General features: G+C 61.7%; 25 protein-coding genes, 1 tRNA gene and 1 pseudogene. 16 read left to right on the forward strand and 11 right to left on the reverse strand.

Going from position 1 to position 24,205, the window contains the following annotated elements; all coding sequences use genetic code 11:
- Window positions 1-32 precede the first annotated feature (32 nt).
- The 4 genes from accC to NITMOv2_RS05080 all read right to left on the reverse strand — a co-directional run bounded on the left by accC (window position 33) and on the right by NITMOv2_RS05080 (window position 3,338).
- Entirely contained in the window at window positions 33-1,451 is a 1,419-nt protein-coding gene (gene accC / locus NITMOv2_RS05065) for an acetyl-CoA carboxylase biotin carboxylase subunit (protein WP_053378855.1), read from the reverse strand.
- A gap of 200 nt (window positions 1,452-1,651) precedes the next feature.
- Complete coding sequence (locus NITMOv2_RS05070) at window positions 1,652-2,125, reverse strand: IPT/TIG domain-containing protein (RefSeq protein WP_187299365.1); 474 nt, start codon at window positions 2,123-2,125, stop codon at window positions 1,652-1,654.
- A gap of 23 nt (window positions 2,126-2,148) precedes the next feature.
- Window positions 2,149-2,970 carry a substrate-binding domain-containing protein gene (locus tag NITMOv2_RS05075; RefSeq protein ID WP_053378857.1) on the reverse strand — a complete coding sequence of 274 codons (822 nt, stop codon included), beginning with the start codon at window positions 2,968-2,970 and terminating at the stop codon, window positions 2,149-2,151.
- Between the two features lie 62 nt (window positions 2,971-3,032).
- On the reverse strand, window positions 3,033-3,338 hold the full coding sequence (locus tag NITMOv2_RS05080) for an FmdB family zinc ribbon protein (RefSeq protein WP_053378858.1): 306 nt from the start codon (window positions 3,336-3,338) through the stop codon (window positions 3,033-3,035).
- Window positions 3,339-3,476: 138 nt separating this feature from the next.
- On the opposite strand from NITMOv2_RS05080, the gene NITMOv2_RS23780 reads away from it, so the two are divergent.
- From NITMOv2_RS23780 to NITMOv2_RS05095, 4 genes are all read left to right on the forward strand, one after another.
- The gene (locus tag NITMOv2_RS23780; RefSeq protein ID WP_187299366.1) at window positions 3,477-3,653 is read left to right on the forward strand and encodes a hypothetical protein; all 177 of its coding nucleotides are present in this window, start codon (window positions 3,477-3,479) and stop codon (window positions 3,651-3,653) included.
- A gap of 92 nt (window positions 3,654-3,745) precedes the next feature.
- Window positions 3,746-3,949 carry a hypothetical protein gene (locus tag NITMOv2_RS05085; RefSeq protein ID WP_053378859.1) on the forward strand — a complete coding sequence of 68 codons (204 nt, stop codon included), beginning with the start codon at window positions 3,746-3,748 and terminating at the stop codon, window positions 3,947-3,949.
- Window positions 3,950-4,048: 99 nt separating this feature from the next.
- Window positions 4,049-4,912 (forward strand): DMT family transporter, encoded by an 864-nt coding sequence (locus NITMOv2_RS05090; protein ID WP_083447758.1) that lies wholly within the window; start codon window positions 4,049-4,051, stop codon window positions 4,910-4,912.
- 16 nt (window positions 4,913-4,928) lie between these two features.
- Complete coding sequence (locus tag NITMOv2_RS05095; RefSeq protein ID WP_053378861.1) at window positions 4,929-5,399, forward strand: hypothetical protein; 471 nt, start codon at window positions 4,929-4,931, stop codon at window positions 5,397-5,399.
- Window positions 5,400-5,421: 22 nt separating this feature from the next.
- Here the strand turns inward: NITMOv2_RS05095 and NITMOv2_RS05100 are convergent, their stop codons facing one another.
- Window positions 5,422-6,441: an acyl-CoA desaturase gene (locus tag NITMOv2_RS05100; RefSeq protein WP_083447759.1), complete on the reverse strand. Its 1,020-nt coding sequence runs from the start codon at window positions 6,439-6,441 to the stop codon at window positions 5,422-5,424.
- A 361-nt stretch (window positions 6,442-6,802) separates the two neighbouring features.
- Here NITMOv2_RS05100 and hemE point away from each other — a divergent pair, with 361 nt between their 5' ends.
- From hemE to NITMOv2_RS05120, 4 genes are all read left to right on the forward strand, one after another.
- Complete coding sequence (gene hemE / locus NITMOv2_RS05105; RefSeq protein ID WP_053378862.1) at window positions 6,803-7,828, forward strand: uroporphyrinogen decarboxylase; 1,026 nt, start codon at window positions 6,803-6,805, stop codon at window positions 7,826-7,828.
- Window positions 7,829-7,902: 74 nt separating this feature from the next.
- Window positions 7,903-8,847, forward strand: a complete 945-nt coding sequence (gene hemH, locus NITMOv2_RS05110; RefSeq protein WP_053378863.1) for a ferrochelatase — start codon at window positions 7,903-7,905, stop codon at window positions 8,845-8,847.
- Window positions 8,832-10,295: a protoporphyrinogen oxidase gene (gene hemG / locus NITMOv2_RS05115; RefSeq protein ID WP_053378864.1), complete on the forward strand. Its 1,464-nt coding sequence runs from the start codon at window positions 8,832-8,834 to the stop codon at window positions 10,293-10,295. Before hemH ends, hemG begins: the two co-directional genes overlap by 16 nt.
- 67 nt (window positions 10,296-10,362) lie before the next feature.
- Complete coding sequence (locus NITMOv2_RS05120; protein ID WP_053378865.1) at window positions 10,363-10,779, forward strand: hypothetical protein; 417 nt, start codon at window positions 10,363-10,365, stop codon at window positions 10,777-10,779.
- A gap of 40 nt (window positions 10,780-10,819) precedes the next feature.
- Here NITMOv2_RS05120 and NITMOv2_RS05125 read toward each other — a convergent pair whose 3' ends face one another.
- Both NITMOv2_RS05125 and mazG read right to left on the reverse strand, forming a co-directional pair.
- Window positions 10,820-11,437, reverse strand: coding sequence for an immunoglobulin-like domain-containing protein (locus tag NITMOv2_RS05125; RefSeq protein ID WP_053378866.1), 618 nt, complete (start codon window positions 11,435-11,437; stop codon window positions 10,820-10,822).
- Window positions 11,434-12,330 (reverse strand): nucleoside triphosphate pyrophosphohydrolase, encoded by an 897-nt coding sequence (gene mazG / locus NITMOv2_RS05130; RefSeq protein ID WP_083447761.1) that lies wholly within the window; start codon window positions 12,328-12,330, stop codon window positions 11,434-11,436. The genes NITMOv2_RS05125 and mazG overlap by 4 nt, the downstream gene beginning before the upstream one ends.
- Before the next feature lie 103 nt (window positions 12,331-12,433).
- Between mazG and NITMOv2_RS05135 the strand changes: the two genes are divergently transcribed.
- From NITMOv2_RS05135 to NITMOv2_RS05165, 7 genes and pseudogenes are all read left to right on the forward strand, one after another.
- Window positions 12,434-12,829 (forward strand): DUF1844 domain-containing protein, encoded by a 396-nt coding sequence (locus NITMOv2_RS05135; protein ID WP_053378867.1) that lies wholly within the window; start codon window positions 12,434-12,436, stop codon window positions 12,827-12,829.
- 108 nt (window positions 12,830-12,937) lie between these two features.
- Window positions 12,938-15,247: a sensor histidine kinase gene (locus NITMOv2_RS05140; protein ID WP_053378868.1), complete on the forward strand. Its 2,310-nt coding sequence runs from the start codon at window positions 12,938-12,940 to the stop codon at window positions 15,245-15,247.
- 106 nt (window positions 15,248-15,353) lie between these two features.
- Window positions 15,354-16,748 carry a sigma-54-dependent transcriptional regulator gene (locus tag NITMOv2_RS05145; RefSeq protein ID WP_053378869.1) on the forward strand — a complete coding sequence of 465 codons (1,395 nt, stop codon included), beginning with the start codon at window positions 15,354-15,356 and terminating at the stop codon, window positions 16,746-16,748.
- 225 nt (window positions 16,749-16,973) lie between these two features.
- The gene (gene purM / locus NITMOv2_RS05150; RefSeq protein ID WP_053378870.1) at window positions 16,974-18,011 is read left to right on the forward strand and encodes a phosphoribosylformylglycinamidine cyclo-ligase; all 1,038 of its coding nucleotides are present in this window, start codon (window positions 16,974-16,976) and stop codon (window positions 18,009-18,011) included.
- Between the two features lie 19 nt (window positions 18,012-18,030).
- Window positions 18,031-19,380: a phosphoribosylglycinamide formyltransferase gene (gene purN / locus NITMOv2_RS22470; protein WP_238590466.1), complete on the forward strand. Its 1,350-nt coding sequence runs from the start codon at window positions 18,031-18,033 to the stop codon at window positions 19,378-19,380.
- Between the two features lie 160 nt (window positions 19,381-19,540).
- Window positions 19,541-20,653, forward strand: a complete 1,113-nt coding sequence (locus tag NITMOv2_RS05160) for a hypothetical protein (protein ID WP_053378871.1) — start codon at window positions 19,541-19,543, stop codon at window positions 20,651-20,653.
- Between the two features lie 113 nt (window positions 20,654-20,766).
- Window positions 20,767-21,112 (forward strand): annotated as a pseudogene (locus NITMOv2_RS05165) (helix-turn-helix domain-containing protein); the annotation flags it as partial.
- A 124-nt stretch (window positions 21,113-21,236) separates the two neighbouring features.
- Here NITMOv2_RS05165 and NITMOv2_RS05170 read toward each other — a convergent pair.
- On the reverse strand, window positions 21,237-22,124 hold the full coding sequence (locus NITMOv2_RS05170) for a DUF72 domain-containing protein (RefSeq protein WP_053378873.1): 888 nt from the start codon (window positions 22,122-22,124) through the stop codon (window positions 21,237-21,239).
- Window positions 22,125-22,298: 174 nt separating this feature from the next.
- Between NITMOv2_RS05170 and NITMOv2_RS05175 the strand changes: the two genes are divergently transcribed.
- Window positions 22,299-22,847 (forward strand): Lcl C-terminal domain-containing protein, encoded by a 549-nt coding sequence (locus NITMOv2_RS05175; RefSeq protein ID WP_053378874.1) that lies wholly within the window; start codon window positions 22,299-22,301, stop codon window positions 22,845-22,847.
- Between the two features lie 37 nt (window positions 22,848-22,884).
- Here the strand turns inward: NITMOv2_RS05175 and NITMOv2_RS05180 are convergent.
- The 3 genes from NITMOv2_RS05180 to NITMOv2_RS05190 all read right to left on the reverse strand — a co-directional run bounded on the left by NITMOv2_RS05180 (window position 22,885) and on the right by NITMOv2_RS05190 (window position 24,204).
- Window positions 22,885-22,960: transfer RNA gene (locus NITMOv2_RS05180), tRNA-Ala, on the reverse strand.
- A 183-nt stretch (window positions 22,961-23,143) separates the two neighbouring features.
- Window positions 23,144-23,758, reverse strand: a complete 615-nt coding sequence (locus NITMOv2_RS05185) for a hypothetical protein (protein WP_053378875.1) — start codon at window positions 23,756-23,758, stop codon at window positions 23,144-23,146.
- A gap of 122 nt (window positions 23,759-23,880) precedes the next feature.
- The gene (locus NITMOv2_RS05190) at window positions 23,881-24,204 is read right to left on the reverse strand and encodes an Hpt domain-containing protein (RefSeq protein WP_053378876.1); all 324 of its coding nucleotides are present in this window, start codon (window positions 24,202-24,204) and stop codon (window positions 23,881-23,883) included.
- Window position 24,205: the final 1 nt, after the last annotated feature.

Raw genomic sequence — 24,205 nt, forward strand, 5'->3', positions numbered from 1 at the left:
ATCTCATCGGAATTGAATCGGTGGCGGCCTCGTTACAGGCCTTCGTAGGCCGCAATGGCGGCGGCGAGCGCCAGCACCAAGTCCTCCGGCTGCTCGATTTCGTCGTAGTGGTAGAGGTCCGGGTGCGTGTCCAGGTAGGAGGTGTCGAAGCGGCCGGCCAGGAAATCCGGGTCCTGCATGATGGCTTTCATGAAGGGAATCGTCGTCTTCACGCCGCGCAGCACGTATTCTTCCAGCGAGCGCCGCATACGGCTCACCGTTTCTTCCCACGTCCGGCCGCGGACGGTGAGCTTCGCCAGCAGCGCGTCGTAGTAGGGCGGCACCGTATAGTCCTTGTACACCGCCCCGTCGATGCGCACGCCGATGCCGCCCGGCGACAGATAGGCCGTGACGGTGCCCGTGCAGGGCATGAAGTTGTTCTTGGGATCCTCCGCGTTGATGCGGCACTGGATCGCATGGCCTTGCAGCGTCACGTCGTGCTGCCGGATGTCGAGGGGCTTCCCGGCGGCGATGGAGATCTGGTGGCGGACGATGTCGATCGCCGTGATCTGTTCCGTGACCGTGTGCTCGACCTGCAGCCGCGGATTCATCTCGATGAAATAGAACCGCCCGTCCTGGTCCAGCAAGAACTCGACGGTGCCGGCGTTGTCGTACTGCACCGCGCGGGCGATGGTGATGGCAGCTTCGCCCATCGTGTCGCGCAGCTTCGGCGTGAGGATGAGCGACGGCGCGATCTCGATGAGCTTTTGGTGCCGCCGTTGGATGGAGCAGTCCCGCTCGCCCAGGTGGATGATATGGCCGTGGCGGTCGGCCAGGATCTGGAATTCGATGTGATGGGGCCGCTCGATATATTTTTCGATGAACACGCTGCCGTCGCCGAACGAGGCCTGGGCTTCGCGCGCCGCCGCTTCCATGTTTTCGCGCAGTTCCGCGTCGGACCGGACGACCCGCAGCCCGCGTCCCCCGCCCCCCGCGCTGGCCTTGATGATGACCGGGTAGCCCGCCTGCCGGGCGAACGCGAGGCCGTCCTTCACGTCGGCCACGCCGCCTTCCGTCCCGGGCACGATCGGCACGCCGACCTGCTTGGCCAGCTCGCGCGCCTTGACCTTGCTGCCCATCAACGTGATGGCATGCGGCGAGGGGCCGATGAAGGTGATGCCGGCCGTCTGGCAGAGCTCGGCGAACTCGGCGTTTTCCGACAGGAACCCGTAGCCGGGATGGATCGCATCCGCGCCGATCCGGACCGCGAGGTCCACGATCTGGCGGCTGTCGAGAAACCCTTTGACCGGCCCGGGCCCGACTTGATAGGCCTCGTCGGCCTTTTTGACGTAGATGCCCGTGGAGTCGGCTTCCGAATAGATGGCGGCGGTGGCGATGTTCAGCTCGCGGCAGGCGCGGATGATCCGCATGGCGATCTCACCGCGATTGGCTACGAGGATCTTCTTAAACATGTCTCGCCGGCTTTCGACAGTCCTCACCCGTCCCTCCGGAGCGGGCCGGTGAAAAAGGAGCGCGTAAGCTAGCATAGGATCAAGAGGTCTGTCGAGATAGCGATGGCCCGGGGCGCGCCGACGCAGGGCAGCGGACGCGGTGATGGGGGGCGGGGACAGGCGGGACGGGACGCCCAAAGGTCCCGCCCCGGCGACGCCTTTTACTTCGCCTGGACTAAAAAACCCTTGGATCGGGCGTTGCCGCCCCCGGCCACGACATCGATGAAGGACATGCCGGGCCGGACGTCGGGGACCGTCGCCTCGATCGTGGTGTCATTGACGAAGTTGTAGTCGATCTTCGCCGGACCGGCGGCGCTGAAGGCCACGCCGTGGAAACATTCCTTGGTCCCGAAGTTCTCGCCTTTGATCGTCACCTTTTGTCCGGGCTTGGCTTCGTCCGGTTCGACTTTGTGGATTTTCGGCCGCTTGCTGCGGTCGCAGACCGGGTCGCGTTCGACCTTCTCCGCATCGAAGCCTTTGATCGATTCCATGTCGAACAGGCTGAAGCCGGTGCCTTCGACGACGGCGCCGGGAGCGGGGGACTCCTCGGCATGCAGCGGAGCGAGGGAGGGGAGGGCCAGGGGCGTGAGTCCTACGAAAAAGAAAATCAATGAAAACCACCGCGACGTGCGCATGATGACCTCCTCATCACGAAGAATCATTTGTTCGTCATCGGGATATACGTGTCGGCGATAATGGCCTGTCCGGGGGGAGACAGCGCGAAACGGGCGAAGGCCTCCGCCACGGGATTCGGCTCTTTCTTCGACAAGAGCAGCAGCGGCCGCCGCAAGCTGTACCGGCCGTCTTTGACGGTCGGAACTTCGGGCTCGACCTTGTCGACCGGCAGCAGACGGACGGCGACGCCGCTGGAGACGACCGCGAGCCCGGTGCTCAGCGAGATGTAGGCGACCGCCGATTGCGGCGGCAGCGTCCCGACCACGGCTTTGACCACCTTGTCATCCTTGCCGATCACCTTGGCGGTCTCCGGGATTTTGCCGGCGATTCCGAGCTGCGCTTCAAAGGCGTCCCGTATATTTTGGTTGCGCGGGCGATCGATGAGCAAGACCTTGGTTTCCGGCCCGCCCAGCTCCGACCACTCTTTCACTTTGCCCGAATAAAGATCGGCGATCTGCTGCTTGGTGACTTCTTTGGTGAAATTGGACAGATGGACGAGGATGCCGATGCCGTCCCAGCCGATCTGCGTGGCGGCGAGCCCGGAATCTTCCGCGCCGGTGACGGCGATCTGCGCTTGGCCGGATTTCACCAGCTCCAACGGTTTGGAATTGTCGTCCCACAGGACATCGACATAGGCGCGGGGATGGGCCTTTTCGAACGCGCGGGCCAGCGCTTCCATCGTCGGAAGCTCCGGGCCGTTCCCCGCGATGGCCAGACTGCCCGATACTTCCGTCCTCCCCACAGTCGGCCATGCGGCCGCGCACAAGCCGATCATCACGCAGGCGAGCAGCGTTCGCGCACTCATGCGACCTCCGGGAAACTGGGTGAGAGGGGTCGGCCGCAGCGGGACGGAAGGCGGTTCATCGTTTACGATCCGGAACCGGCAGGGTCCGAGGCCGACGTGGTGTTGGGCGGCGGGACGTTGCGCTTGGCGTTCAGCGGCGGCAGCTTGGCGAACTTCTGCATGCGCTCATTGTTCATGGCGTTCGCCTTCATCTCTGTAAACGTCGGTTTATGGTCGCCCACGACCTTCGAGGAGAAGGAGGAGAGCAGGCGGGTCGCTTGCTGCGCATGGCAGAAGGGACATTCCGTGTCCTCCACCCGCGCATGCACCGATTGGGTGGCTTCGAATTGTTTCTGACACTGCTCGCATCGATATTCGTAGAGCGGCATGGCAACAGTCCTTTATGGTCTGGCAATACTCGAAGAACCCGCAAAATTTGCTCGCCGTACCCTTGACCGGTCCGCGAAGTTTCGCTTATTGTAGCACACTTGCTGAGTGAAACTGCCAGTGCTACAGGAGGATGAGCGATGTCGGTGCTGATTCGGCGGTATAAGGGAAACAACGGAGTGATGCAGGAAGAACGGATCGACGACGAAGACCGGATTGAACGGTACATGCGGCTGTTCGAGAAAGACGACGTCAAGAAGTTGGAGACCGGCGTCAAAGTCTTTATTGAAAAGGACGAGTGGCAACTCCTGCCCTAACCCGGTAAGGGGTCAGGGGTAAGGCGATCGCGAGGAGCGGCTCCTTACCCCTCACGCCTCACCCCTTACTCCGTACTTCTCGCTGGTCCCACATGATTTACTGGATTCACATCGCGCGCTCGATCGATCGGGTGACCCTGCATCGCGACCGCTGCTCGGAAGTGCCGTCCAACGCGACCTCCAGCGACTTTTGGGAGGGCGGGTGGTTCGACTATCCCGACAAGGAGCGGGCCCTGCGCGCGATGGAACAGGCCGGCACCAACGAACAGCGCCGCTGCCCGCTGTGCAAGCCGTAAGAGAAGTGACGCGTGACGTGTGATGAGTGACGAGCAAATATGAAGAAAGCAAGATTCTGATACCCGTCACCCGTCACTAGTCACTCGTCACTTATTCCCATGCCTCGCCTCGCCCTCCTATTGACGACCTTGATCTGGGGCGCCACGTTTCCTGCGACCAAGGCTGCGCTGGACCAAATCCCCCCCTTGTCCTTTCTGTTTCTTCGATTCCTGTTGGGCGCCGCGCTGGTCTGGGCATGGTTTGCCGTGGCCCGGCATCGCGTTCACCGGTCGCGCGCGGTCTTGGTTGCCGGCGCCATCGCGACGGTCTTCCTCTTTCTGGGCTATGTGCTGCAAACCGTCGGGTTGCGCTACACCAGCGCGTCGAATTCGGCCTTCATCACCGCCCTCTACGTCATCTTCGTACCGCTCATCTTGCGCCGGTTCGATGCCCGCGTGTTGACGGCGACGGCGATTGCGATGGTCGGGTTGTGGTTGCTGGTGAAGCCGAGCGCCGTCGTCAACGTGGGCGACCTCATGACGCTGGGCTGCGCCGCGGCCTTCGCCGGCCATATCGTCTGTCTCGAGCGGTTCACCCGCGAGTTCGACGCCCCGTCTCTGCTCGCGTGGCAGATGACGGCGATGACGCTGCTCTTCGCGCCCACGCTGCCTTGGGAGCAAGCGCCGGCCGCCGCTTTCGCCCCGACCGGCGTGCTGCTGACGGGACTGATCGTCACCGGAGGGTTGGCGACCGGCGCCTTCGCGGTGCAGATGTGGGCCCAGCAGATCGTGCCGGCGCAGCAGGTCGCCCTGGTCTTCGCGTCCGAGCCGGCCTATGCCGCCTGGCTCTCCTGGTATTTTTTGGGAGAAATGCTCGATCTCCAAGGATGGCTCGGCAGCGGACTTATTTTCATCGCCGTGGTGATCGGAGCCTTTGGGGCGGCCCCCGGGCCGGCGGAAATCAAAACCGTCCAGCCCGCCTAGGGCGAGAGGTTCTCCGATGGCGCAGAAATTCGGCAACAGCCGGTGGGTGCAGGAAGGATTTTTGGACAATCGCGTTCCCGGAACGGTCGTGGGCAGGATCGTCTTTGCCGCGGTCGGACCGGTGGAGTTCTGCCTGCGCGGGGACTTCCGGGGCGAGATCGCGGGCCAAGCCATCCGATTCCGCAACAGCCGGTACGAGGATGACGACTTGGCCGGGCAGGCCATCGGCGACCTGGAAAACCCGCAGGTCGGCACGGTGAATCTGATTGCGTTCGATCCGCACCCGAATCTGGCGCCGCATCCCTACATCGAATGGTTCTCTCTGCGGAAGAACCATTATCGCATCGAGCTGGCGCCGGGCGACGCATGGATCGCGTCGGCGGACGAGGTGAGCCTGATCGAGGGGGATTGCCGGAGGATCCGCGCCGCCCTGGCGGATCGACTGCACGATCAGCCGGGGCGGCGGGACGAGTCGGATTGGGTCTAACCGCCGAGTGCTCTGCCGCGCCTCACGAAGCGTCGTTCGCGAGGCTGGACCCGGTCAGCGAAACGGATGGCGCCGCGCCGGTTTCGTGCTTGCTCTTGCCTTCCCGCACGTAAATCGGCACGCCCTTGACGTCCCAGACCAGCCCCAGCCGCTCCATCGCCTTCAGGCAGTAGTAGGTCATGTCGATCTCCCACCAATAGAATCCCTGCCGGGTCGACGCGGGATAGTAATGGTGGTTGTTGTGCCAGCCTTCCCCCATGGTGATGAGGGCCAGGATGAAATTGTTGCGGCTGTCGTCGCCGGTCTCGTACCGCTGCGAGCCGTACACGTGCGAGAGCGAGTTGATCGTGCAGGTGCCGTGGATCAGCGCGACCGTCGAGATGAAGAAGCCCCAAATCAACATCTGCGGACCGTTCGTGCCGAGCTGCGGCGCATAGGCTTCCAGCAGCTCCCCGAGCCCGAACATGCCGAAGCCGGCCACGGTCGGCACGAGGATGTCGAACCGATCGAGGAAGCGCAGCTCCGGGTACTTGGCGAAGTCGGCGATGGCCTTCAGGCGCGGCGCAAAATGCGTTTGCGACGTGAACCAGCCGATGTGCGACCAGAGGAATCCGCCCTGGCGCGGCGAATGGACGTCGTCGGGTGTATCCGATGCGATGTGGTGATGGCGATGATGCCCGGCCCACCAGAGCGGACCGCGCTGCGCGCAGGAGCCGCCGAGCACGGCGAACGCGAACTGCACCGCCCGCGAGGTTTTGAACGTCCGGTGCGAAAAGTAGCGGTGATACCAGCCGGTGATGGCGAACATGCGTACGAAGTAGAAGGCCACGGCGACGGCGATCGCGGTCCAACTCCAGCCCACCCAGATGACGCCGAGACACATGAGATGCACCGCGATGATCGGCACGCAGCGGAGCCAGTCCATCTTCGGCGGCCCCTCCACCTTCATGTATTCAAGGCCGGCCCAGGAATCGAACCAGCGGAGAACCGTAAACCACAGCTCCCGAGCTTTCGTCGGCTGAAGTGCGCGCACGTCGGACATTCCAGTTACCTCCAGGTCAGGGGATCGGCGAGAGTGATTATGATGCAGAGAACGCCGGGGTCCCGATTCGTCTCAATGATCCCGCGGCGTATTGAAGAGTGGAGCAGGCCGCAGAGACTGAATCACATGTGCTGGGATGCAATCCAGCCATATAACGGGACCACATTATACACACATTGCCGCACAAAGTGGAATCCGACCGTTGTTGACGGCTGAGCCGCGGTCCGATCGCCTGCCACGATTGTACCGGAACGCCTCGCCCTGTCTACCTTTTGCCGGAGTTGCGCCGGCGCGGCGGACCGCTCTCCCGCAGCGGCTCAATTTGACACCCCCGCGCCGGCGTCTCTACAATGCGCGCACCATGAACGATCGTTTTTTGAAGGCCTGCCGGCGTGAGCCGGTCGATTGTACGCCCGTGTGGTTCATGCGCCAGGCGGGACGGTACATGGCCGAATACCGCCGACTGCGCGCCAAGCACGCGATTCTCGAGATGTGCAAGACACCGGCGCTCGCCGCCGAAGTCACGCTCCAGCCGATCGAACGGTTTCCCCTCGACGCCGCGATCATCTTCGCCGATATCCTGCTTCCGTTGGAGCCGATGGGTATCAGCCTGGAGTTTGCCGAAGGCGAAGGGCCGGTGATCCACAATCCCGTCCGCGACCGGGCGGCGGTGGACCGGCTGAACGTCGTCGACGGCGACGAATTGGACTATGTCGCCGAGGCGATCCGGCAGACGCGCCGGGCGTTGAACGGCCGTGCGCCGCTCATCGGCTTCGCCGGCGCGCCCTTTACGCTCGCCAGTTATGCGATCGAAGGCGGCGGGTCACGCAACTATCTCCACACCAAGCAGATGATGTATGCCGATCCCACGGCCTGGCACAAGCTGATGGATAAGTTCGCGCGCGTCATCACCGGCTATCTCCGGCGCCAGATTCATGCGGGCGCGCAGGCGATTCAACTGTTCGACAGCTGGGTCGGGTGCCTGTCGGCCGGCGACTATGCGGAATATGTCATGCCGCACGTGCAACTGATCTTCGACGGATTGAAGCGCGAGGGCGTGCCGCTGATTCATTTCGGCACCGGCACGACGGCGATTCTGCGTCAGATGCGCGAAGCGGGCGGCGACGTGATCGGCATCGACTGGCGGGTGCCTCTGGACGAGGCGTGGGCCACCGTCGGGCACGACCGCGCCGTACAGGGCAATCTCGACCCCGTGGCGCTGTTCGCGCCGCTCCACGAAATCGAGCGGCGGGTGGAGGATATTCTCCGGCGCGCCGCCGGCCGGCCCGGCCACATCTTCAACCTCGGGCACGGCATTCTTCCGTCCACGCCCGTCGACCACGTCGCCGCCACAATCGAGATGGTGCATAAATTAAGTACAAAGTAAGAAGGTAAAAGGAAAAAGTTCGGTGCGGGTTAAACTGTGAGCGTTCTGCTTCGCCTTTTTACTCGGGTGACTTGATGTCAGAAGGTCCCACGGCGATTCTCTTGATGATCATGGGCGGGCCGGATTGCCTGGAGAACGTCGAGCCGTTTCTGCTCGATGTGCGGGGCGGCCGTCCCACTCCGCCCGAGCTGGTGGAGGAGATTCGGGCCCGGTATCGGGCGACGGGCGGCAAGTCGCCCGCGGTCGGTATTACACAGGATGTCGCCAGGAAGTTGGAGCGGCGGCTCAATCAAGAAGGGGCCGGTCGCTATCGAGTCTACGTCGGCTTGCGGCACTGGCATCCCTTCATAAAAGAAGCGTACGCCGATCTGCTGAAAGACGAGCCGGAACAGGTCATCGGCTTGTGCATGGCGCCGCAACAGTCGTCGTTGAGCACGGGCGCTTATCGGAAAAAAGTGGAGGAGGCGCGGGCTGCGCTTCAAGACACCACTCCCGTCAGCTATGTCGGGAGCTGGAACCGGCATCCCCAATTAGTCGCCGCGATCGTCGGCCACATCCGGCAGGCCCTGCTCAAGTTTCCCGCCGAGGTCCGGGCCACGGTGCCGGTGCTGTTTACGGCCCACAGCCTGCCGGAGCGCATCGTCGCGATGAAGGACCCTTATCCCGGTGAGGTGAGGGGCACGGTGGAGGCGGTCACGGAAGGGCTCGGCGGCCAACCGACGCGCTTTGCGTATCAAAGCCAGGGACGCTCCAGCGAGCCCTGGTTGGGACCCACGGTCGAATCAGCCCTCGACGCCCTGTATCTAGAGGGGAACCGGCAGGTGCTTGTCGCGCCGATCGGCTTCATCTGCGACCATGTCGAGACACTCTTCGATATCGATATCGAGCTGAAACAGCGCGCGGCTGCCATGGGGATGCAACTGGAGCGGATGGCGATGTTGAACGGCAGTCCCGTCTTGATCGAGACCCTGGCCGACATTCTGGCGGCGCATGAATCGGCCCTGTGCCAGCCCTCGTGAGCCCGCCCCGTACAGTCGTCATCGTCGGTGGAGGCATCTCGGGCCTCGCCACGGCGTTTGCCCTCCGGGAGCAGGCGGCTGCCGCCGGCCTGTCCGTTCGCTGCATCGTGCTGGAAGCCGGCTCGTCGTGGGGCGGCAAGATCGTGACCCACCGCATCGGCGAGCTCACCACCGAAGCGGGACCCGATTCGTTTCTCTCTCAGAAGCCGGCTGGGCTCGAACTGATCACCAAGCTCGGCCTCACCGATCAACTCATCAATACCAATGAAACCGGCAAGAAGGCCTTCGTGCTGTCCGGCGGACGGCTGCACGAGCTGCCCGAAGGCCTGGTGACGTTCGTGCCGAAGGACCTCGGTCCCTTTCTTCGCAGCGGTCTCTTGAGCTGGCCGGCGTTGCTTCGAATGGGATTGGATGTCGTGATTCCGCGGGGCGGTTCGCAGGGCGATGAATCGGTGGCCTCATTTTTTCGCCGCCGGTTCGGGACCCAGGCGTTCGATCGCGTGCTCGAGCCGTTGATGGCCGGGATCTACGCCGGCGACGCGGAGCAGATGAGCCTCAAGGCGACGTTCCCGCGTTTCTTGGAACTGGAGCGGCAGTACGGCAGCGTCATCCGCGGCATGATGGCGGTCAAAAAGCAAGCGGCACCCAGGGCGCCCGGCGGTCTGAAACGCACTATGTTCGTCAGCCTGAAGAATGGCTTGAGCGATCTCGTGACGGCGCTCACAGCCCGGCTCACACAGCAGGGCGTGGAATTGCGGCTCGGGTGCCAGGTAGCCGCGCTCCGGGTGCGGTCCCATCGGCTGGGCCGCTGGATGTACGATCTGATCCTGAACGACGGCTCGGCCCTGTCCTGCGAGAGTCTCGTGCTCGCGACGCCCGCCTATGTCTCCGCCGAATTGCTGCGCCCGCTGACGCCGATCGCCGGCGGCTTATTGGAGATGATCCCCTACGCCTCCACCGCCACGATCGCCATGGCCTACCCGGCGGCGGACGTCGCCGGAGCGGTGGAGGGCTTCGGCTTCATCGTGCCGCGCAAAGAAGGGCGGGATCTGATCGCGGCGACGTGGACCTCGCTCAAATGGCCGCACCGCGCTCCAAGCGATCAGGTGCTCATTCGTTGTTACGCCGGCGGCGTCGGCCGGGAGGCGATCCTCCAACTCGATGATCAGTCGCTTATCGCGCGCGTTCGCGCTGAGCTCTCCACTGTCTGCGGGATCACGGCGGAGCCGAAGTACGTCGAAGTCAACCGCTGGTGGAAGGCGATGCCCCAGTATACGATCGGCCATCTCGACCGGCTTGCCCAGCTCGACGCGGCCTTGAGCCGCTACGGCGGCCTCGTGTTGACGGGGGCCGGCTATCGCGGAGTCGGCATCCCCGATTGCATCCGCGACGGGGCGCTCGCCGCCGGGCGCGTGGTTCGGTATCTCGCCGGGCCGCGAGAGGCGTGACCCCCCTCTTGTCTTCGCAAAAATTTCACCCGTATAGTAGCGCCTGATTCCACGGGGGCGGAGCGGCATGCAATCGACCGAAAGTAAGCTGACGATTTCCGACGTGAGCGGCCCCTTCAGGGAGCCGCGCGAACCGGTGTTTTCGTACGACTATTCCATTCAGCGTCCCACCTGGGCGACGCCGCACGGGTTGCGGGTGAAGGTCTCCATCGCGGACGAGCTCGATCCGTTCAAGATTCAACTCTTGGGTTCGGTGACCGGCACGGCGGGCCAGCAGTTGGTCATCACGAAAATTTTGTCCCGCACGATCGCCGACTGGAAGCTGCGCATCGCCGATGAAGAAGGCATGTTGTCGGAGCGGCGCGACGTCATGGTGGGGCCCTTCACCGGGCCGCTCGCGCATCTGTTTCCGAAACTGCAGGCGCTGTTCGAAAAAGAGCAAGCGGGGGTGCGGGAGGAGATCAAGAAGCGGGTGGGGATCTAGCCTGCCGAGGCGCGCTCGGGACAAGCTCGTCGAAGGGCTCTTAAAAAATCCGGCGAAAATGTTTGGAGTGCACGCCGGACTCGTCCGCCAATCCCAGCGAGCCCTTGTCCGGCGCGCCGGTGTCGTTCAGATCGATGCGATAGTGGCCCCGCACTTCTTCCATCGCCACTTCGAAGGGAATCGCCGTCGGCAGCAGGGTGCCCGGCGCATGGGCGCCGCGGGCCAGTGTACGGATGGCTTCCTGGTCGGCGTACTTCGGATCGGAAAAAATATAAATGTCCGCGACCGCATGGTCGCCGAGCTTGTGGCCGGGGGTGGTCGGAGGAACGTGGGACCCGAGCGTGCCGTCCAGCCGTTCCTGCTTCAGCCGCTTGAGCAGGCCGATGACTTGGCTGTCGGTGGCCTGCGGCGGCACGACGAGCCCGACGGCGTTCATATCGGGCACCGTGCTCTGGACCTTGAAAATCACCGGCGCCGCTTCGGGATCTTCCACCACGGGCGTCGCCAGCCCCTCGGTGCCCGCCGCCTGTTTATTCTTGGAGCTCGGGACAATCAGGGCGACAAACAGCCAAAGGCCCAGGAGAACCCCGAACACGACCACCAACGGATGAATGCCGGCTCGCTTGCCCTCCTGATAAGGTCCCTCATTGTCGCTCATCGCGATCCGCCTCTATCGGTGGAAACACGCCTGTCCGGCCGTTCCGGAGCGCCCGTCTCGCGCAACCGCTGCTTCGCCCGTTCCCAAAGCTCGTCCATTTCCGGGAGCGTCATGTCCGTGAGGGATCGGTCCTGGTCGGCCGCCTGCGCCTCCACCAGATGAAACCGGTCGACGAAGCGGTTGGTGGAGCCGCGCAACGCTTCCTCGGGATTGACCTTGAGGAAGCGGGCCAGATTCACCAGCGAGAAGAGCAGGTCCCCCAGCTCCGCTTCGATGTTTCGCTGGGCCGTGGCGTCCCGTGCAGGCGGTTCGGTGTCCGGCCGGCTCTGGTCCACCGCGTCCCGCAACTCGCCGATCTCCTCGCCGATCTTGCCGAAGATGTGCTCCAAGCCGGCGCGATTGTGCGGCCAATCGAAGCCCACCCGCGCCGCCCGGGCCTGGGTCTGGTACGCGCGGAGCAACGCGGGCAAGGTTTTAGGGACTCCATCCAGCGCCGATTGCGAGCCGCCGGCCGCTTCCCGTTCCGCGCGCTTGATCTCTTCCCATTGGCTCAGGACCTGTTCGCTGTTCGTGGCGCTCTTCTCGCCGTTGCCGAACACGTGCGGGTGGCGGCGGATCAACTTCGTGGCCAGCAACTCCAACACGTCGTCCACGGTGAACGTGCCCGCCTCCGCGGCGATTTGGCTATGGAAGAGGACTTGGAGCAGGACGTCTCCCAATTCTTCCCGCAGCTTGGCGATATCCCCCTGATCGATGGTCTCCAGGACTTCATAGGTCTCTTCGAGCAGATAGGGCTTTAACGACTGATGAGTCTGCTTGCGATCCCAGGGACAGCCGTTGGGAGCCCGCAGCGCGGCCATCAGCTCGACGAGCTTGGAAAATCGGTCGGACATGCCGCCCACTCTATACCGAGGACCGCCACCGCTTCAATGTCGCCCGTCTTGCGATGATCCGGGTGTGAATGGTAGGGTACTCCCCACGGAGGGACGGCATCTTATGGCAGAGCAGGAGCAGGGATTCGTCATCCGGGACCGGCGGGGAGGCGGGGGAAGTTCCGAGAGCCCGTCCGCTTCCGCATCGACACAGAAGCCCGCGGCGTCCGCGTCCCCATCGAGTACGGCGTCGGCTCCGCAGTCCCCCGGCCTTCCCGTCACATTTTCCTCCTTCGTTATTTCGCTCGGCTCCTCCTCCCTGATGTTGATGGGAGAACAGTTGGATCCGCAGCAGGCTCCTCTTCCGGTCAATCTGGCGCAAGCGAAGGAAATCATCGATCTCCTGTCGGTGCTGGAAGAGAAGACCAAGGGCAACCTCACGTCGGACGAACAGACGGTGCTGCGCGACATGTTGTACGCGCTCCGCATGAAATACGTCACGCTGGCCTCGCCGAAATAATCTTGGCGCGGTAGCCCCGCAGCCGGCACGTTTTGAGACGGCCTCCTAAATCCGCTATAGTGTGGCACGTATCCTCCGGCGAGACGCATCCGTCCAGAGGCCGCATCCATGCCTGAGTTGAATCCGCCCAAGTCCGCGTTGGGGATGGTCGCCCCCGGATCCGCCGATCCCGCCGTCCCGCCGAATCGGCGTGACGCGCCAGAAGCGGAGCGCAAAACTCCCCATCTACGGCCCGTCTGGGTCGTGCTGATTTTGCTCGTCTCCTGTCTGGCGCTCACCGTCTATTACTCGCAAGTCGTCATGCCGGCCGGCGAAGAGACGGATTCGTTTCTCCCCACCACCAGCTACGCCTTCGTCCTGCTTCTCCTGAATCTGGACCTCATCGGCTTCGTCGTGCTCACCCTGCTGCTCTCGCGCAATCTCATCAAGGCCTATTTCGAGCGGCGGCACCGGCTCGTGGGGTCGGGTTTCCGCACGAAGCTCATCGCCGCCTTCATCGGCTTTTCGCTGATTCCGACGGTCTTGCTGGCCCTGGTGGCGAGCGGATTGGTGAACAAGGCGGTCGACGTCTGGTTCAACGAGCAGATCGAAAAGGTGATGAAGGATTCGTACGAGGTCGCCCGCATGCAGCATGCCGGACACATCGCGCTGGCGGTGAACAGCGCGCGCGCGATCGGACAGGAGCTGTTCCGGGAAGACTTGCTGGTCCCCGAGCAGCGGGATCTGCTCGCCGCCGCCATGGCCCGGAAGCGCACGGAGTACGGGGTGGCGGGCATCGAAGTGTTCTCCGCCAAGATGGAGACGTTGACCAAGGCCCTCGATCCCGAGGTGCCGGCCGGCGTGCTCGATTTGCCGATCAGCCAGCTCGTGCTCCAAGTCATCAACGGCAAGCAGGAATTCACGTCCGTCCAGGAAGCGCAGATGGGCCGGCTGGTGCGGGCGGGCATTCCGGTCGCGTCCAGCAGCCGGCGCGGCGAATTGGAAGGCGTCGTCGTCGTCGAGGCCTACGTGCCGGAATCGCTGCTCACCAAGATGGAGGGCATCGGCCGGCAATACGCCGAGTACAAGCAGATCAAGGCGATGAAGAATCCGATCAAGGCGGGCGCCTATCTCTTCGTGGCCGTCATCACGGTGCTGATCGTGTTCAGCGCCACCTGGTTCGGCTTCTACGTGGCGCGGAGCATCACGGTCCCCATCCAACGATTGGCGGAAGCCACGGAAGCCGTGGCGCAGGGCGATCTGTCCGTCAAGATCGAGGCGAAGGCCACGGACGAGATCGGGACGTTGATCGACTCCTTCAATCGGATGACCGAGGACCTGCAAGGGAGCAAGTCCAAGCTGGAACAGGCCAATATTTCGCTCCGCCAGACGAACGTGGAGCTCGATCGGCGGCGCGCCTACATCGAAACGGTGGTGGATACCATCGCGGCCGGCCTGATGTCCATCGACCGCAACGGGATCATCACGACCTACAATCCCTCCGCCGAACGGATTCTGGGGCTGTCCGCCGACCGGTTCCGCGGGCGGTCGGCCAACGAGGCGTTCAAGGAATTCGGCTTGGATCTCTTCCAGACGGCGTACGACCGCATGCTGGCCGACGACCGCGACGATGTGGCCTTGGACGGCCAGCTGGACGTGCAGGGCAAGCTCGTCACGATCGGCCTCAACGCGTCGCGCATGCGCGACGAGGCCAACAAGGATTTTGGATTCGTGCTGGTGTTCGAAGACCTGACGGAGCTCATCAAGGCGCAAAAGACCGCGGCCTGGCAGGAGGTGGCCCGCCGGGTGGCGCACGAGATCAAAAACCCGCTCACCCCGATTCAGCTGTCGGCGCAGCGGCTGCGGAAGAAGTTTCTCGAGAAGGCGCCGGACTTCGACCGGGTGTTCGACGACGCGACGAACGTCATCATCAACGAAGTGACCAGCCTCAAGCACATGGTGGACGAGTTTTCCAAGTTCGCCCGCCTGCCGGCGCCGCAGATGGTCCGGCAGTCGTTGCACGACGTGATCCAGGAAGTCGTGACCCTCTACCGTTCGGCGCACAAGGACATCGAGTTGCTGGTCGAGCTCGACGAGGACTTGCCGCCGATCAATTACGATCGCGAGCAGCTCCGGCGGGTGCTGGTCAATTTGTTCGACAACGCCATCCAGGCGATGAATCAGAAAGGCCGGCTCTGGGTGAGCACGAAATACGACACGAAGCGGAAGCGGGCGGTCGTGACGGTGGCCGACGAAGGGCCGGGCATCGCGCCGGAAGATCAAGAGCGGCTGTTCGTGCCCTATTTCACGCGGAAGAAAAGCGGGACGGGATTGGGATTGGCCATCGTGCGCCGCATCATCACCGACCATGAAGGCCAGATTCAGGCCGGGAACAATCAGCCCAGAGGGGCGGTCTTTACGTTCGATCTGCCGGTGTAATGGATGCAGTGATGGGTGATCGGTGATGAGTGATCAGTGGAGCCTGACGAACGGGATACATCGCTCATCACCCATCACTCATCACTGATCACTTTTCAGGAGGAGCATGTCAGCGTCGATTTTGATCGTGGACGATGAAGAATCCATCCGCAGCTCGTTGCGGAGCATTCTGGAAGACGAGGGGTATGAAGTGGCGGTGGCCAGCAACGGCCAGGAAGCCCTGAGGCTCTACACCACCGATCCGCCCGACCTGATGATGCTCGACATCTGGATGCCCGAGATGGACGGGTTGGAGACGCTGCGGCGCGTGAAGGAATTCGTGCCGACGGCGCAGGTGATGATGATGTCGGGCCACGGGTCCATCGAGACCGCGGTGAAGGCGATCAAGCTGGGCGCCTACGACTATATCGAAAAGCCGCTGTCGCTGGAGAACGTCACGCTCCGGGTGAAGCACGCGCTGGATCAGTACCGGCTGGAGCAGGAAAACCGGTCGCTCAAGACGAAGGTCGAGCGCAAGTTCGAGCTGGTGGGCCAATCGCCGGCCATGCAGCAGCTGCGGCTGCTGATCGAAACGGCCGGCCCGACCAACAGCCGCGTATTGATCGGTGGTGAAAACGGCACGGGGAAGGAGTTGGTGGCCCGCGCCATCCACATGCACAGCACCAGGGCCGATCACCCCTTCGTCGCCGTGAACTGCGCGGCGATTCCGGAGACGCTGATCGAAAGCGAGCTGTTCGGCCATGAAAAAGGGTCGTTCACCGGCGCCACGTCGATGAAGCGCGGCCAGTTCGAACAGGCCGACGGCGGCACGCTGTTTCTCGACGAGATCGGCGACATGAGCCTCAGCACGCAGGCCAAAGTGCTGCGGGCGCTGCAGGAGCAGCAATTCACCCGCGTCGGTGGCGGCAAGCTGATGAAGGTGGATGTGCGGGTGCTGGCGGCCTCCAACAAGGACCTGGAAAAAGAAATCGAGAAGGGGAATTTCCGCGAAGACCTCTACTATCGTCTCAACGTGGTGCCGATCATCGTGCCGCCGTTGCGCGAGCGGCGGGAAGACATCCCGGCCCTCGTGCGGCACTTCATGAAGATCCACGCGGAAGAGCAGGGGCTCCGCATCAAAGAAGTCTCGCCGGAGGCCATGACGGTCTTTCAGCAGTACGAATGGCCGGGCAACATCCGCGAGCTGCGGAATCTGATCGAACGGCTGATGATCATGGTGCCCGGACCGGTCATCGAAGCGCAGCAGGCGACGGCGTCGTTGCAAGGCCGGGCCAGCAGTCCGGCGGCGGCTCAGGCCGGCCAAACGGTGAGCCCGCTCTTCACGAAATCCTACGATTCGTTGCGCGACGCGCGGAACGCGTTCGAGAAGGAATACATCGCCCGCAAGCTGCGCGAGCACCATTGGAACATCTCACGGACGGCGGAGGACCTGAAGATCGAGCGGAGCCATTTGCATCGGAAGATCAAGCTACTGGAAGTCGAAATGAGGCCGGAGGGGTGAGGAGCGGAGGCGGGTCGCTCCTGTGCTCGCCCACCGCCCACATCTGATTATCGGATGATTCAATTATGGTGGACGATGTGCTCGGTGGATGCGCGCAGTTAGGAGCGACCCGCCTCCGCTCCTCACAGGAAAGTGAAAAGATGGGAAGAAGAAAGAGAAACAAGAGTGCAATGGCACATTCCTTCCGTTGACCCTGTTGCAGCCCTCCTCTAAGATAGCGCCCCCATGACGACGTATCGGGAATCAGGTGTCGATATCGATGCGGGCGACGAGTTTGTCGAGCGCATCAAGCCGCTGGTCCGTTCGACCTTCCGCCCGGAGGTGTTGACGGATTTGGGCGGGTTCGGCGGGTTGTTCGGGTTTCAGGCGAAGAAGTATCAGGACCCGGTGCTCGTGTCCGGCACCGATGGCGTCGGGACGAAGCTCAAGATCGCCTTCATGATGGACAAGCACGACACGGTCGGCATCGACCTGGTCGCGATGTGCGTGAACGATATCGCGGTGAGCGGCGCGGAGCCGCTGTTTTTCTTGGACTATTTCGCCACAGGCAAGCTGTCGGTGTCGACGGCGCAGGACGTGGTCAAAGGCATCGCCGACGGCTGCCGCCAGGCCGGCTGCGCCTTGATCGGCGGCGAGACGGCCGAGATGCCCTCGTTTTATCCGGACGGGGAATATGACCTCGCCGGCTTTGCGGTCGGCGCGGTCGATCGGCCGAAGATCATCGACGGCAAGACGATCCAGCCCGGTGATGCGGTCATCGGTCTGGCCTCGTCCGGTCTCCACAGCAACGGCTATTCGCTGGTCCGCCGGGTCTTCTTCGACAAGGCCAAGCTCACCGTGCAGAGCCGATTGCCTGAGCTCGACCGGCCGCTCGGCGAAGTGCTGCTCACGCCGACGAGAATCTACGCCAAACAGATTTTAACCCTCGCGCAGGAATTTCCCATCAAGGGCCTCGCGCACATTACGGGCGGCGGCATCACCGAAAATCTGCCGCGCGTTTTTCCGGAGGGTGTCGGCGCGAGGATCTTCAGAGGACGATGGACTGTGCCGCCGATCTTCAACGCGCTGGCGCGGCTCGGCGAAGTGCCGCGCGAGGAAATGTACCGGGTCTTCAACATGGGCATCGGGTTGATCCTCGTCGTGCCGCCTGCGTCGGCTCAAGCGGTATTGGCGCGAGCCGCTTCGCTGGGCGATCAAGGCTGGCAGATCGGCGAGATTGTGGCGGCCGGCCCTGATCAACCGCTGGTGACGTATGTCGATTGACCGGACGAGACCGCTGCGCGTGGCCGTGCTCGCGTCAGGCCGAGGATCGAACCTCCAGGCCGTCATCGATGCGATCGAAGCGGGCCATGTCCGCGCGCAGATCGTGGCGGTGATCAGCAACAAGAAAGACGCGCCGGCGCTGGAGCGGGCGAGAAAGCACGGCATCCAGGATCTGTTCATCGATCCCAAGCCCTTCGCCGGCCGGCCGGACAGCCGCGAAGCCTACGACAATCTGTTATTGGAGACGCTGCGCCGGCTCGACGTGGAACTCGTCCTGTTGGCCGGCTACATGAAAATCGTCACCTCGGTGCTCGTGAAGGCCTACGAGAACCGCATGATGAACATCCATCCCTCGCTGCTGCCCTCGTTCCCCGGATTGGACGTGCAGAAAAAAGCCATCGACTGGGGCTGCAAACTGGCCGGCTGCACGGTCCACTTCGTGACGGAAGGCGTAGACGAAGGGCCGATCATCCTCCAAGCCGCAGTCCCGATCCTCGACAACGACACCCCCGAAACCCTCGCCGCCAGAATCCTCGTGCAAGAACACAAAATCTACCCCCGAGCGGTGCAACTGTTCGCGGAAGGACGCCTGCGCGTGGAAGGCCGAAGGGTGTTCATTGAAGACGCGAAGCCGGGCGAAGAGGCGATCGTCAGTAAAGAGCGGACGCTTAAGTTGACGGTGTTGGATTATCTCGCAGCTGAGGTTGACTACGTTTTTAGCCGTCATTTCTCGCTAATCGACGAAGTCGGTAAGCGCATTGCTATGCACCTTGCTAATCAGCACCAAACTGTCCCAGATGGGCCTGAGAAGACGATTTGTGTGCTTCTGCTAAATGCGATGTCTTCTTTGATGTCTGCACTAGAACTGGTGCGACGAGGATTTCCACTCCAGACAGGTATTGTCATAAGAAACTCAATCGAAGTAATGGCATTAGCGGCAGTAATCAATTCCGATGGCAAGGCCTATGAAAGATACAAGCATGGGAGGCTCGACTCTTCCTCTTGCATCGGCATGGTTAAAAAAGCTTGGCCAGAGGTTGGCAGTGTTCTTGCTAGGGCGTGGGGAAGCCTTTCCAGTGATTTTGCCCATGTGGGGGGACTGCTATATCGGCGATGGCAAACTGTTTCGCCAACCCCCACTTCAGGAGAGTTGTTCGCGCTAGGGACGGTCCTTCTATCGCTCAAGTTTGCCCTTCACACACTTGATCTGCTGAGCGAAGTTGTTGCTTATCGGCATGTCAATGAGCCGAGATTTTGGAAGCGCGTGGAAGCGAACAAGTATATGTATGATCCCACTCCCGAAGCAAAAGAATGGATGGCAGCTTTTTTAACAGACCCTTGTAAAGATATCCCTGTCTCCCAGGCATGAAACAAGGCTCGCCGTTAAAATCATTGGCCACCCCTACTGCATATTTAAAGAGAGATTTGGCTTCTGCGTTTCAATGATCCTGCCTATTAGTTTTCTTCCCGCCGTTTGTATGAAACTACCCTCCTAGGGCTAAGGTTTCCCGTAATCGAGGAGGTGAATCATGTTCGGATCGCATTCCCAAGGAATCGAAGTATCTCGGCAGAATCTGTACGAGCAAGTCTGGTCGACGCCGATGACGAAGTTAGCCGAGAAGTATGGGATATCGGATGTAGGGCTGGCGAAGATCTGCAAGAAGCTGAACTTGCCCTATCCTGGTCGCGGTTATTGGCGGAGAAAGGAGACTGGCAAAGCAGTCGAACAATTACCGCTCCCGCCGAATGCGGATCCCAGCAAGGAGTCCGTAACGATTTATCCGAGTGCACAGCCTGAGGTTGCGATGGAGTTCTCTGCGGACACCATTCAGCGCGTGGAGGCAGAGCTGACAGAGAGAAAGAAGATCGTCGTGCCTGAGCGCCTGTTAAATCCACATCGCCTTTTGAAGGATCGTTTGTCAGAATGGCGAAAGCCACAGGTCGACGAATACGGTGCAATCGTATCTGGCAACATCAGGCAACTTGGCATGCGTGTGAGCCCTAAAAGCCTCGATCGCGCATTTCGGATCATGGACACCCTTTTCAAGGCGCTCGAGTCGCGCAGCTATCAAGTCGGGATTCAGGATGGCTTTCACAAGACTCTAGGAGTTCGCATCAGTGGAGAGTGGATCGAGTTCGGGCTCGAAGAACGATTCACACGCATCGATAACCCAGATCACAATAACGCTCGGGTCGAATACTGGATGCGCGGACGTTACCGATACATTCCTACTGGTTCGTTATTCTTAAGGATTGGCCGCTGGGGTATGGATGGGCTACAGAGAAGCTGGAATGATGGGAAAACCGTAACACTTGAATCATGCTTGAATGATTTCGTAGTCGGGCTCCTCAAAGTTGCTGAGGCCGAAAAGGGTCGACGCGTAGAACGCGAAGAGCAACAACGACGATGGCTCGAAGCTGAACGTCGTCGCCAAGAAGAAAGTGAAAGGCGACAAGCCTTGGAGCAGGAGATTGAAAAGTGGGCTAAGGCACGACAACTAAGAGCCTACTTGGCTGCAAAGAGAAAGACGTACGTTACCAAACATGGAGAGCTTCCAGTTGGGAGCAAAGCGGAACAATGGTTTGCGTGGGCGCATTGGTATGCAGATTGCCTGGATCCGTTGGTGTCAGACCAAGGCTAGCGTACTAATGAACATCTGCAAGGAGAGATCTAGGGTTCATCTAATATGCGAAAGCTAGAACTTAATCTGACGGTCAGCTAGAGCCCTCCCTCTTCACGGAAGGAGCGAGGACGATGACGACGGAGCAGAAGATCATCAAGACCAAAGTCGGCGTGTTGGAACTGGCGAAGCAGCTGGGCAATGTCTCCAAAGCCTGTCAGCTGATGGGGTATAGCCGAGATAGTTTTTATCGGTTCAAAGAGCTCTATGACACCGGCGGCGAGACCGCCCTCCAAGAGATTTCGCGGCAGAAGCCCCTCCTCAAGAATCGGGTGGCGCCAGAGGTGGAGCAGGCCATCGTGCAGATGGCCATCGAGCAGCCGGCGTGGGGGCAGGCCCGCGTGGCGAATGAACTGCGCAAGCAGGGCGCTGACCATTTCACCGGCGGGCGTTCGATGCATCTGGCTCCGCCACGAAGTGCCTGCGATATGCTTGAGTTCTAACTAGAACCTACCTCAAAACCACGCTTTCGGCGGCACGGCACCCAGTCTGGTCCCCTCCTTCGTAAGGAGGGGGAAGGGGAGGTTGGTTTTTGAGATAGGTTCTAGATAAAGGCCTGCAGCAACGCCTGCACCGTCAACGGCGCATTGCCCTCGGATCGATTGTTCGCCAGCACATAAGCTCGCCGGTTCTCTGCTACAGCCTGCTTAATCAAGCTGACGGTATCCCTCCGCATCTCCGGCAGCTCTTTTACGATCTTGTTGTAGGGCGCCGCTCGTTTCTTCGCGGTTTCGTAGGGCATGTTGAGCGGCGTTAGCAGTCGCAGGATGGTGAACGGCGCCGTGAATTGTTCCATTCGTCGATGCTGCTCGGCTAAGGGCGGCATGTAGGACCAATGGTTGTAGACGTGCGCGACGCCGTACGACTCCAAGACTTTGCGATAGTCCGGGCTGAGCAGGCCGGCGTTTCTGATCTCCACCGCGTACCGGAAATCTTGCGGAAGGTGGCTGAAAAACCGATCGAGCTTTTTGCAGAACTCGTGACCGGGTAGGCCGTGCTGTTGGAACTCGAACAGGAACGGTCCGGCGTGCGGCTCGAATTGCGCCTCGCGGAACGGCGTCAGCACAAGATCGTTGAAGAGGGCGGCGTCCAGAAATCTGGGATTGGGCCGTCCGGCTTTCGCGCCGTAGCGCGGATGGTTTGCGAAAAACGGAATGGTGATCTCCTCCCACACTTTGAAGCACATCTCGAAGTCTTCCGGGATCTGAGTCAGGTAATGGCGGAGTTGGTTCGCCGTGGGCGGACGATAGAACGTGGAGTCGTTTCCGACGGTGCGGAAACAGGGCTTGCCGTTATGGAGGTACTGGCAGTACTCGCCCAAACAGTCCCGCGCAAACGCCGTCTTCGTATAGTTCTTCTGATAGACCTGTCCTTTCCAGCCTTCGTAGGTCCATGTCGACGTGCCAAAACGGATAAGAGGAGAGATCGCCATACGCGGCCGGCATTGTACAGCGAAGCAGTCAGAGGCGGAATAGCGCAGGATGGCTCGCTTCTTTTGCCGACACCCTTGGGGTGAATTGGTTAAGCCTCCGTGCTAACTATCCAGATCCCTAGCTTTCGGGGTAGGCTGGCCGCCTGATTCACCCTCACCATCTGGAGGCCCTCCATGCTTGTTTCGCAGTGCAGATGTTTACCGGAGGTTCGATTCGCCCTTGCCGGGCTGGCGCTCGTCACTCTGACTCTCTCTTCACCCATCTTCGCCGCATCCTCCAACGCCGAGAGCCAGACGTCGGCTCAAAAGGAAAACACGATCCCGTCGAGCAACTCGCGGTTTACCGTCTTGAATGAATTCAACAACGAAGCCGTGCGGGACAATACGACCGGCCTGGTCTGGGAACTGTCGCCGCGTCTGGAAGTCTATGACTGGGATCGGGCGCACCGACAATGCTCGGCGAGCACCGCCGGTGGGCGGACGGGTTGGCGCGTACCGACCGTCGATGAACTGAGCAGCCTCGTGGATCCCGCTTCGACGGACCTCAAGCTGCCCGCGGGCCATCCATTCACCCATATCGAATCGGCCATCTATTGGTCGGCGACGAAGCACAAAGACCATACCGGCTATGCGATGTTCGTCAATTTGAGCAGCGGCCGTTCCGCCGCCCTCGAAAAATATATGGCGAGCTTCGTGTGGTGCGTGCGCGGGGGGAATGACTGAAGAAGCGGTCAGTGAAGTCTGTCGCGGAAGCGAGGTTTGGTGGAGGGCAGGGGAGTCGAACCCCCGACCCCTACGTTGCGAACGTAGTGCTCTCCCAACTGAGCTAGCCCCCCACCTGATGGGAAGGGAAACGCGAGCTGAGAAACACCCGCGGGGTTGCATCGCGCGTGATTGCGCGAGTGTGAGCCGCGGAAAGAGAACGGGGAGGAGTCAGGCTCGCGTTCCCGTGGAGCGCATTATACACAACCGTTTGCCGAGACTCTACTTCAATTCTCCGTCGAGGTGCGGCGGCAGTCCTAGCAATCGTGATACGGCACGCTGGTCCAGCTTACGGCGACCCATTCGGCCGACTCCACCAGCGAGCGGGGAATCCCCGGGGCTTGGATGCCGCCCCGGCTGACACGGCCCTCCTGGCAGTTGCGAAGGGCCGCATCCGTAAAAGACAGGGAAAACAACGGTGTGCTCGCGTCGCGGGCGCCGAAAAAGTACAGCGTCATGGGCAGATCGAACCTCTTGCCGGTTTGCTGCACGAAGTGCGCTTCGTAGATCGTGCCCCGTTTCGGATCGTCGATCACCGTAATGGTCGGACCGATCTGGCGCGCGGAATCCGGTCCGTACATCCGGCGGATCACCTCGCCGGCGGCGTTGCGCACTTCCCAGGGCCGGTCCCAGCGCCATTGTTTGATCACGTCTCCGGTGGTTGACGCATCGGTTTTGTGCGCCGCCACTCGCCGATCGTCCAGCCGCGCGGCCCGTACGATATTCTGCTCGCTCCCCGAAGCGCCAACCGGGATCTTGCCGCTGGTGGTGCGGGCGCATCCGACCGCCGCCAGGATGGCCAGCGCCATTGCGGGCAGCAGAATGGCTGAGTGGATGGTCGTGCCTGTCGGTTCCCGGGATGCTGTCTTCATACGGCGCTTCTCCGTACGTCTCCATCTTACCCTATCGACAGACCGCCCAGATTGAATCGTACCGACCAGCCGATTTGACTGAAACAGCAATGGTGGAGAAGCGAAATGGCCGGCGCAGGCTCTCAACGATACACGACGCTGACCCGGGCGAGAAAATCTTCCAACTGATGCGTCAGCCGCTCGATGGCCGGGCTGTCGTGGCGGCCGGCGGCGAGCTCCAGGGCCCCGCCGATCTCGCTGACGGTGTGAAAGCCGTACCCGCCGCCGTCGCCTTTCATGCGGTGGCCGAGCATGCGGATCGTCTCGAAATCCTTGCGCTCCAGCGACTCGCGCAGCGTCCGCACGTCTTTTCCCCGATTGGCGAGAAAAATCGGCACGATGTCTTCGAGATCGCGGTCGATGGAGACCGTGATGCGGTCGGGCGAGGTCGTGTCCGGCGTCGGCATC

It is taken from the genome of Nitrospira moscoviensis (assembly GCF_001273775.1).
GTDB lineage: Bacteria > Nitrospirota > Nitrospiria > Nitrospirales > Nitrospiraceae > Nitrospira_D > Nitrospira_D moscoviensis.

What these genes read in the sequence shown, in the direction of transcription:
- accC (WP_053378855.1), bottom strand. Translation starts at nt 1,451, where the DNA reads ATGTTTAAGAAGATCCTCGTAGCCAATCGCGGTGAGATCGCCATGCGG.
- NITMOv2_RS05070 (WP_187299365.1), bottom strand. Translation starts at nt 2,125, where the DNA reads ATGCGCACGTCGCGGTGGTTTTCATTGATTTTCTTTTTCGTAGGACTC.
- NITMOv2_RS05075 (WP_053378857.1), bottom strand. Translation starts at nt 2,970, where the DNA reads ATGAGTGCGCGAACGCTGCTCGCCTGCGTGATGATCGGCTTGTGCGCG.
- NITMOv2_RS05080 (WP_053378858.1), bottom strand. Translation starts at nt 3,338, where the DNA reads ATGCCGCTCTACGAATATCGATGCGAGCAGTGTCAGAAACAATTCGAA.
- NITMOv2_RS23780 (WP_187299366.1), top strand. Translation starts at nt 3,477, where the DNA reads ATGTCGGTGCTGATTCGGCGGTATAAGGGAAACAACGGAGTGATGCAG.
- NITMOv2_RS05085 (WP_053378859.1), top strand. Translation starts at nt 3,746, where the DNA reads ATGATTTACTGGATTCACATCGCGCGCTCGATCGATCGGGTGACCCTG.
- NITMOv2_RS05090 (WP_083447758.1), top strand. Translation starts at nt 4,049, where the DNA reads ATGCCTCGCCTCGCCCTCCTATTGACGACCTTGATCTGGGGCGCCACG.
- NITMOv2_RS05095 (WP_053378861.1), top strand. Translation starts at nt 4,929, where the DNA reads ATGGCGCAGAAATTCGGCAACAGCCGGTGGGTGCAGGAAGGATTTTTG.
- NITMOv2_RS05100 (WP_083447759.1), bottom strand. Translation starts at nt 6,441, where the DNA reads ATGTCCGACGTGCGCGCACTTCAGCCGACGAAAGCTCGGGAGCTGTGG.
- hemE (WP_053378862.1), top strand. Translation starts at nt 6,803, where the DNA reads ATGAACGATCGTTTTTTGAAGGCCTGCCGGCGTGAGCCGGTCGATTGT.
- hemH (WP_053378863.1), top strand. Translation starts at nt 7,903, where the DNA reads ATGTCAGAAGGTCCCACGGCGATTCTCTTGATGATCATGGGCGGGCCG.
- NITMOv2_RS05120 (WP_053378865.1), top strand. Translation starts at nt 10,363, where the DNA reads ATGCAATCGACCGAAAGTAAGCTGACGATTTCCGACGTGAGCGGCCCC.
- NITMOv2_RS05125 (WP_053378866.1), bottom strand. Translation starts at nt 11,437, where the DNA reads ATGAGCGACAATGAGGGACCTTATCAGGAGGGCAAGCGAGCCGGCATT.
- mazG (WP_083447761.1), bottom strand. Translation starts at nt 12,330, where the DNA reads ATGTCCGACCGATTTTCCAAGCTCGTCGAGCTGATGGCCGCGCTGCGG.
- NITMOv2_RS05135 (WP_053378867.1), top strand. Translation starts at nt 12,434, where the DNA reads ATGGCAGAGCAGGAGCAGGGATTCGTCATCCGGGACCGGCGGGGAGGC.
- NITMOv2_RS05140 (WP_053378868.1), top strand. Translation starts at nt 12,938, where the DNA reads ATGCCTGAGTTGAATCCGCCCAAGTCCGCGTTGGGGATGGTCGCCCCC.
- NITMOv2_RS05145 (WP_053378869.1), top strand. Translation starts at nt 15,354, where the DNA reads ATGTCAGCGTCGATTTTGATCGTGGACGATGAAGAATCCATCCGCAGC.
- purM (WP_053378870.1), top strand. Translation starts at nt 16,974, where the DNA reads ATGACGACGTATCGGGAATCAGGTGTCGATATCGATGCGGGCGACGAG.
- NITMOv2_RS05160 (WP_053378871.1), top strand. Translation starts at nt 19,541, where the DNA reads ATGTTCGGATCGCATTCCCAAGGAATCGAAGTATCTCGGCAGAATCTG.
- NITMOv2_RS05170 (WP_053378873.1), bottom strand. Translation starts at nt 22,124, where the DNA reads ATGGCGATCTCTCCTCTTATCCGTTTTGGCACGTCGACATGGACCTAC.
- NITMOv2_RS05175 (WP_053378874.1), top strand. Translation starts at nt 22,299, where the DNA reads ATGCTTGTTTCGCAGTGCAGATGTTTACCGGAGGTTCGATTCGCCCTT.
- NITMOv2_RS05185 (WP_053378875.1), bottom strand. Translation starts at nt 23,758, where the DNA reads ATGAAGACAGCATCCCGGGAACCGACAGGCACGACCATCCACTCAGCC.
- NITMOv2_RS05190 (WP_053378876.1), bottom strand. Translation starts at nt 24,204, where the DNA reads ATGCCGACGCCGGACACGACCTCGCCCGACCGCATCACGGTCTCCATC.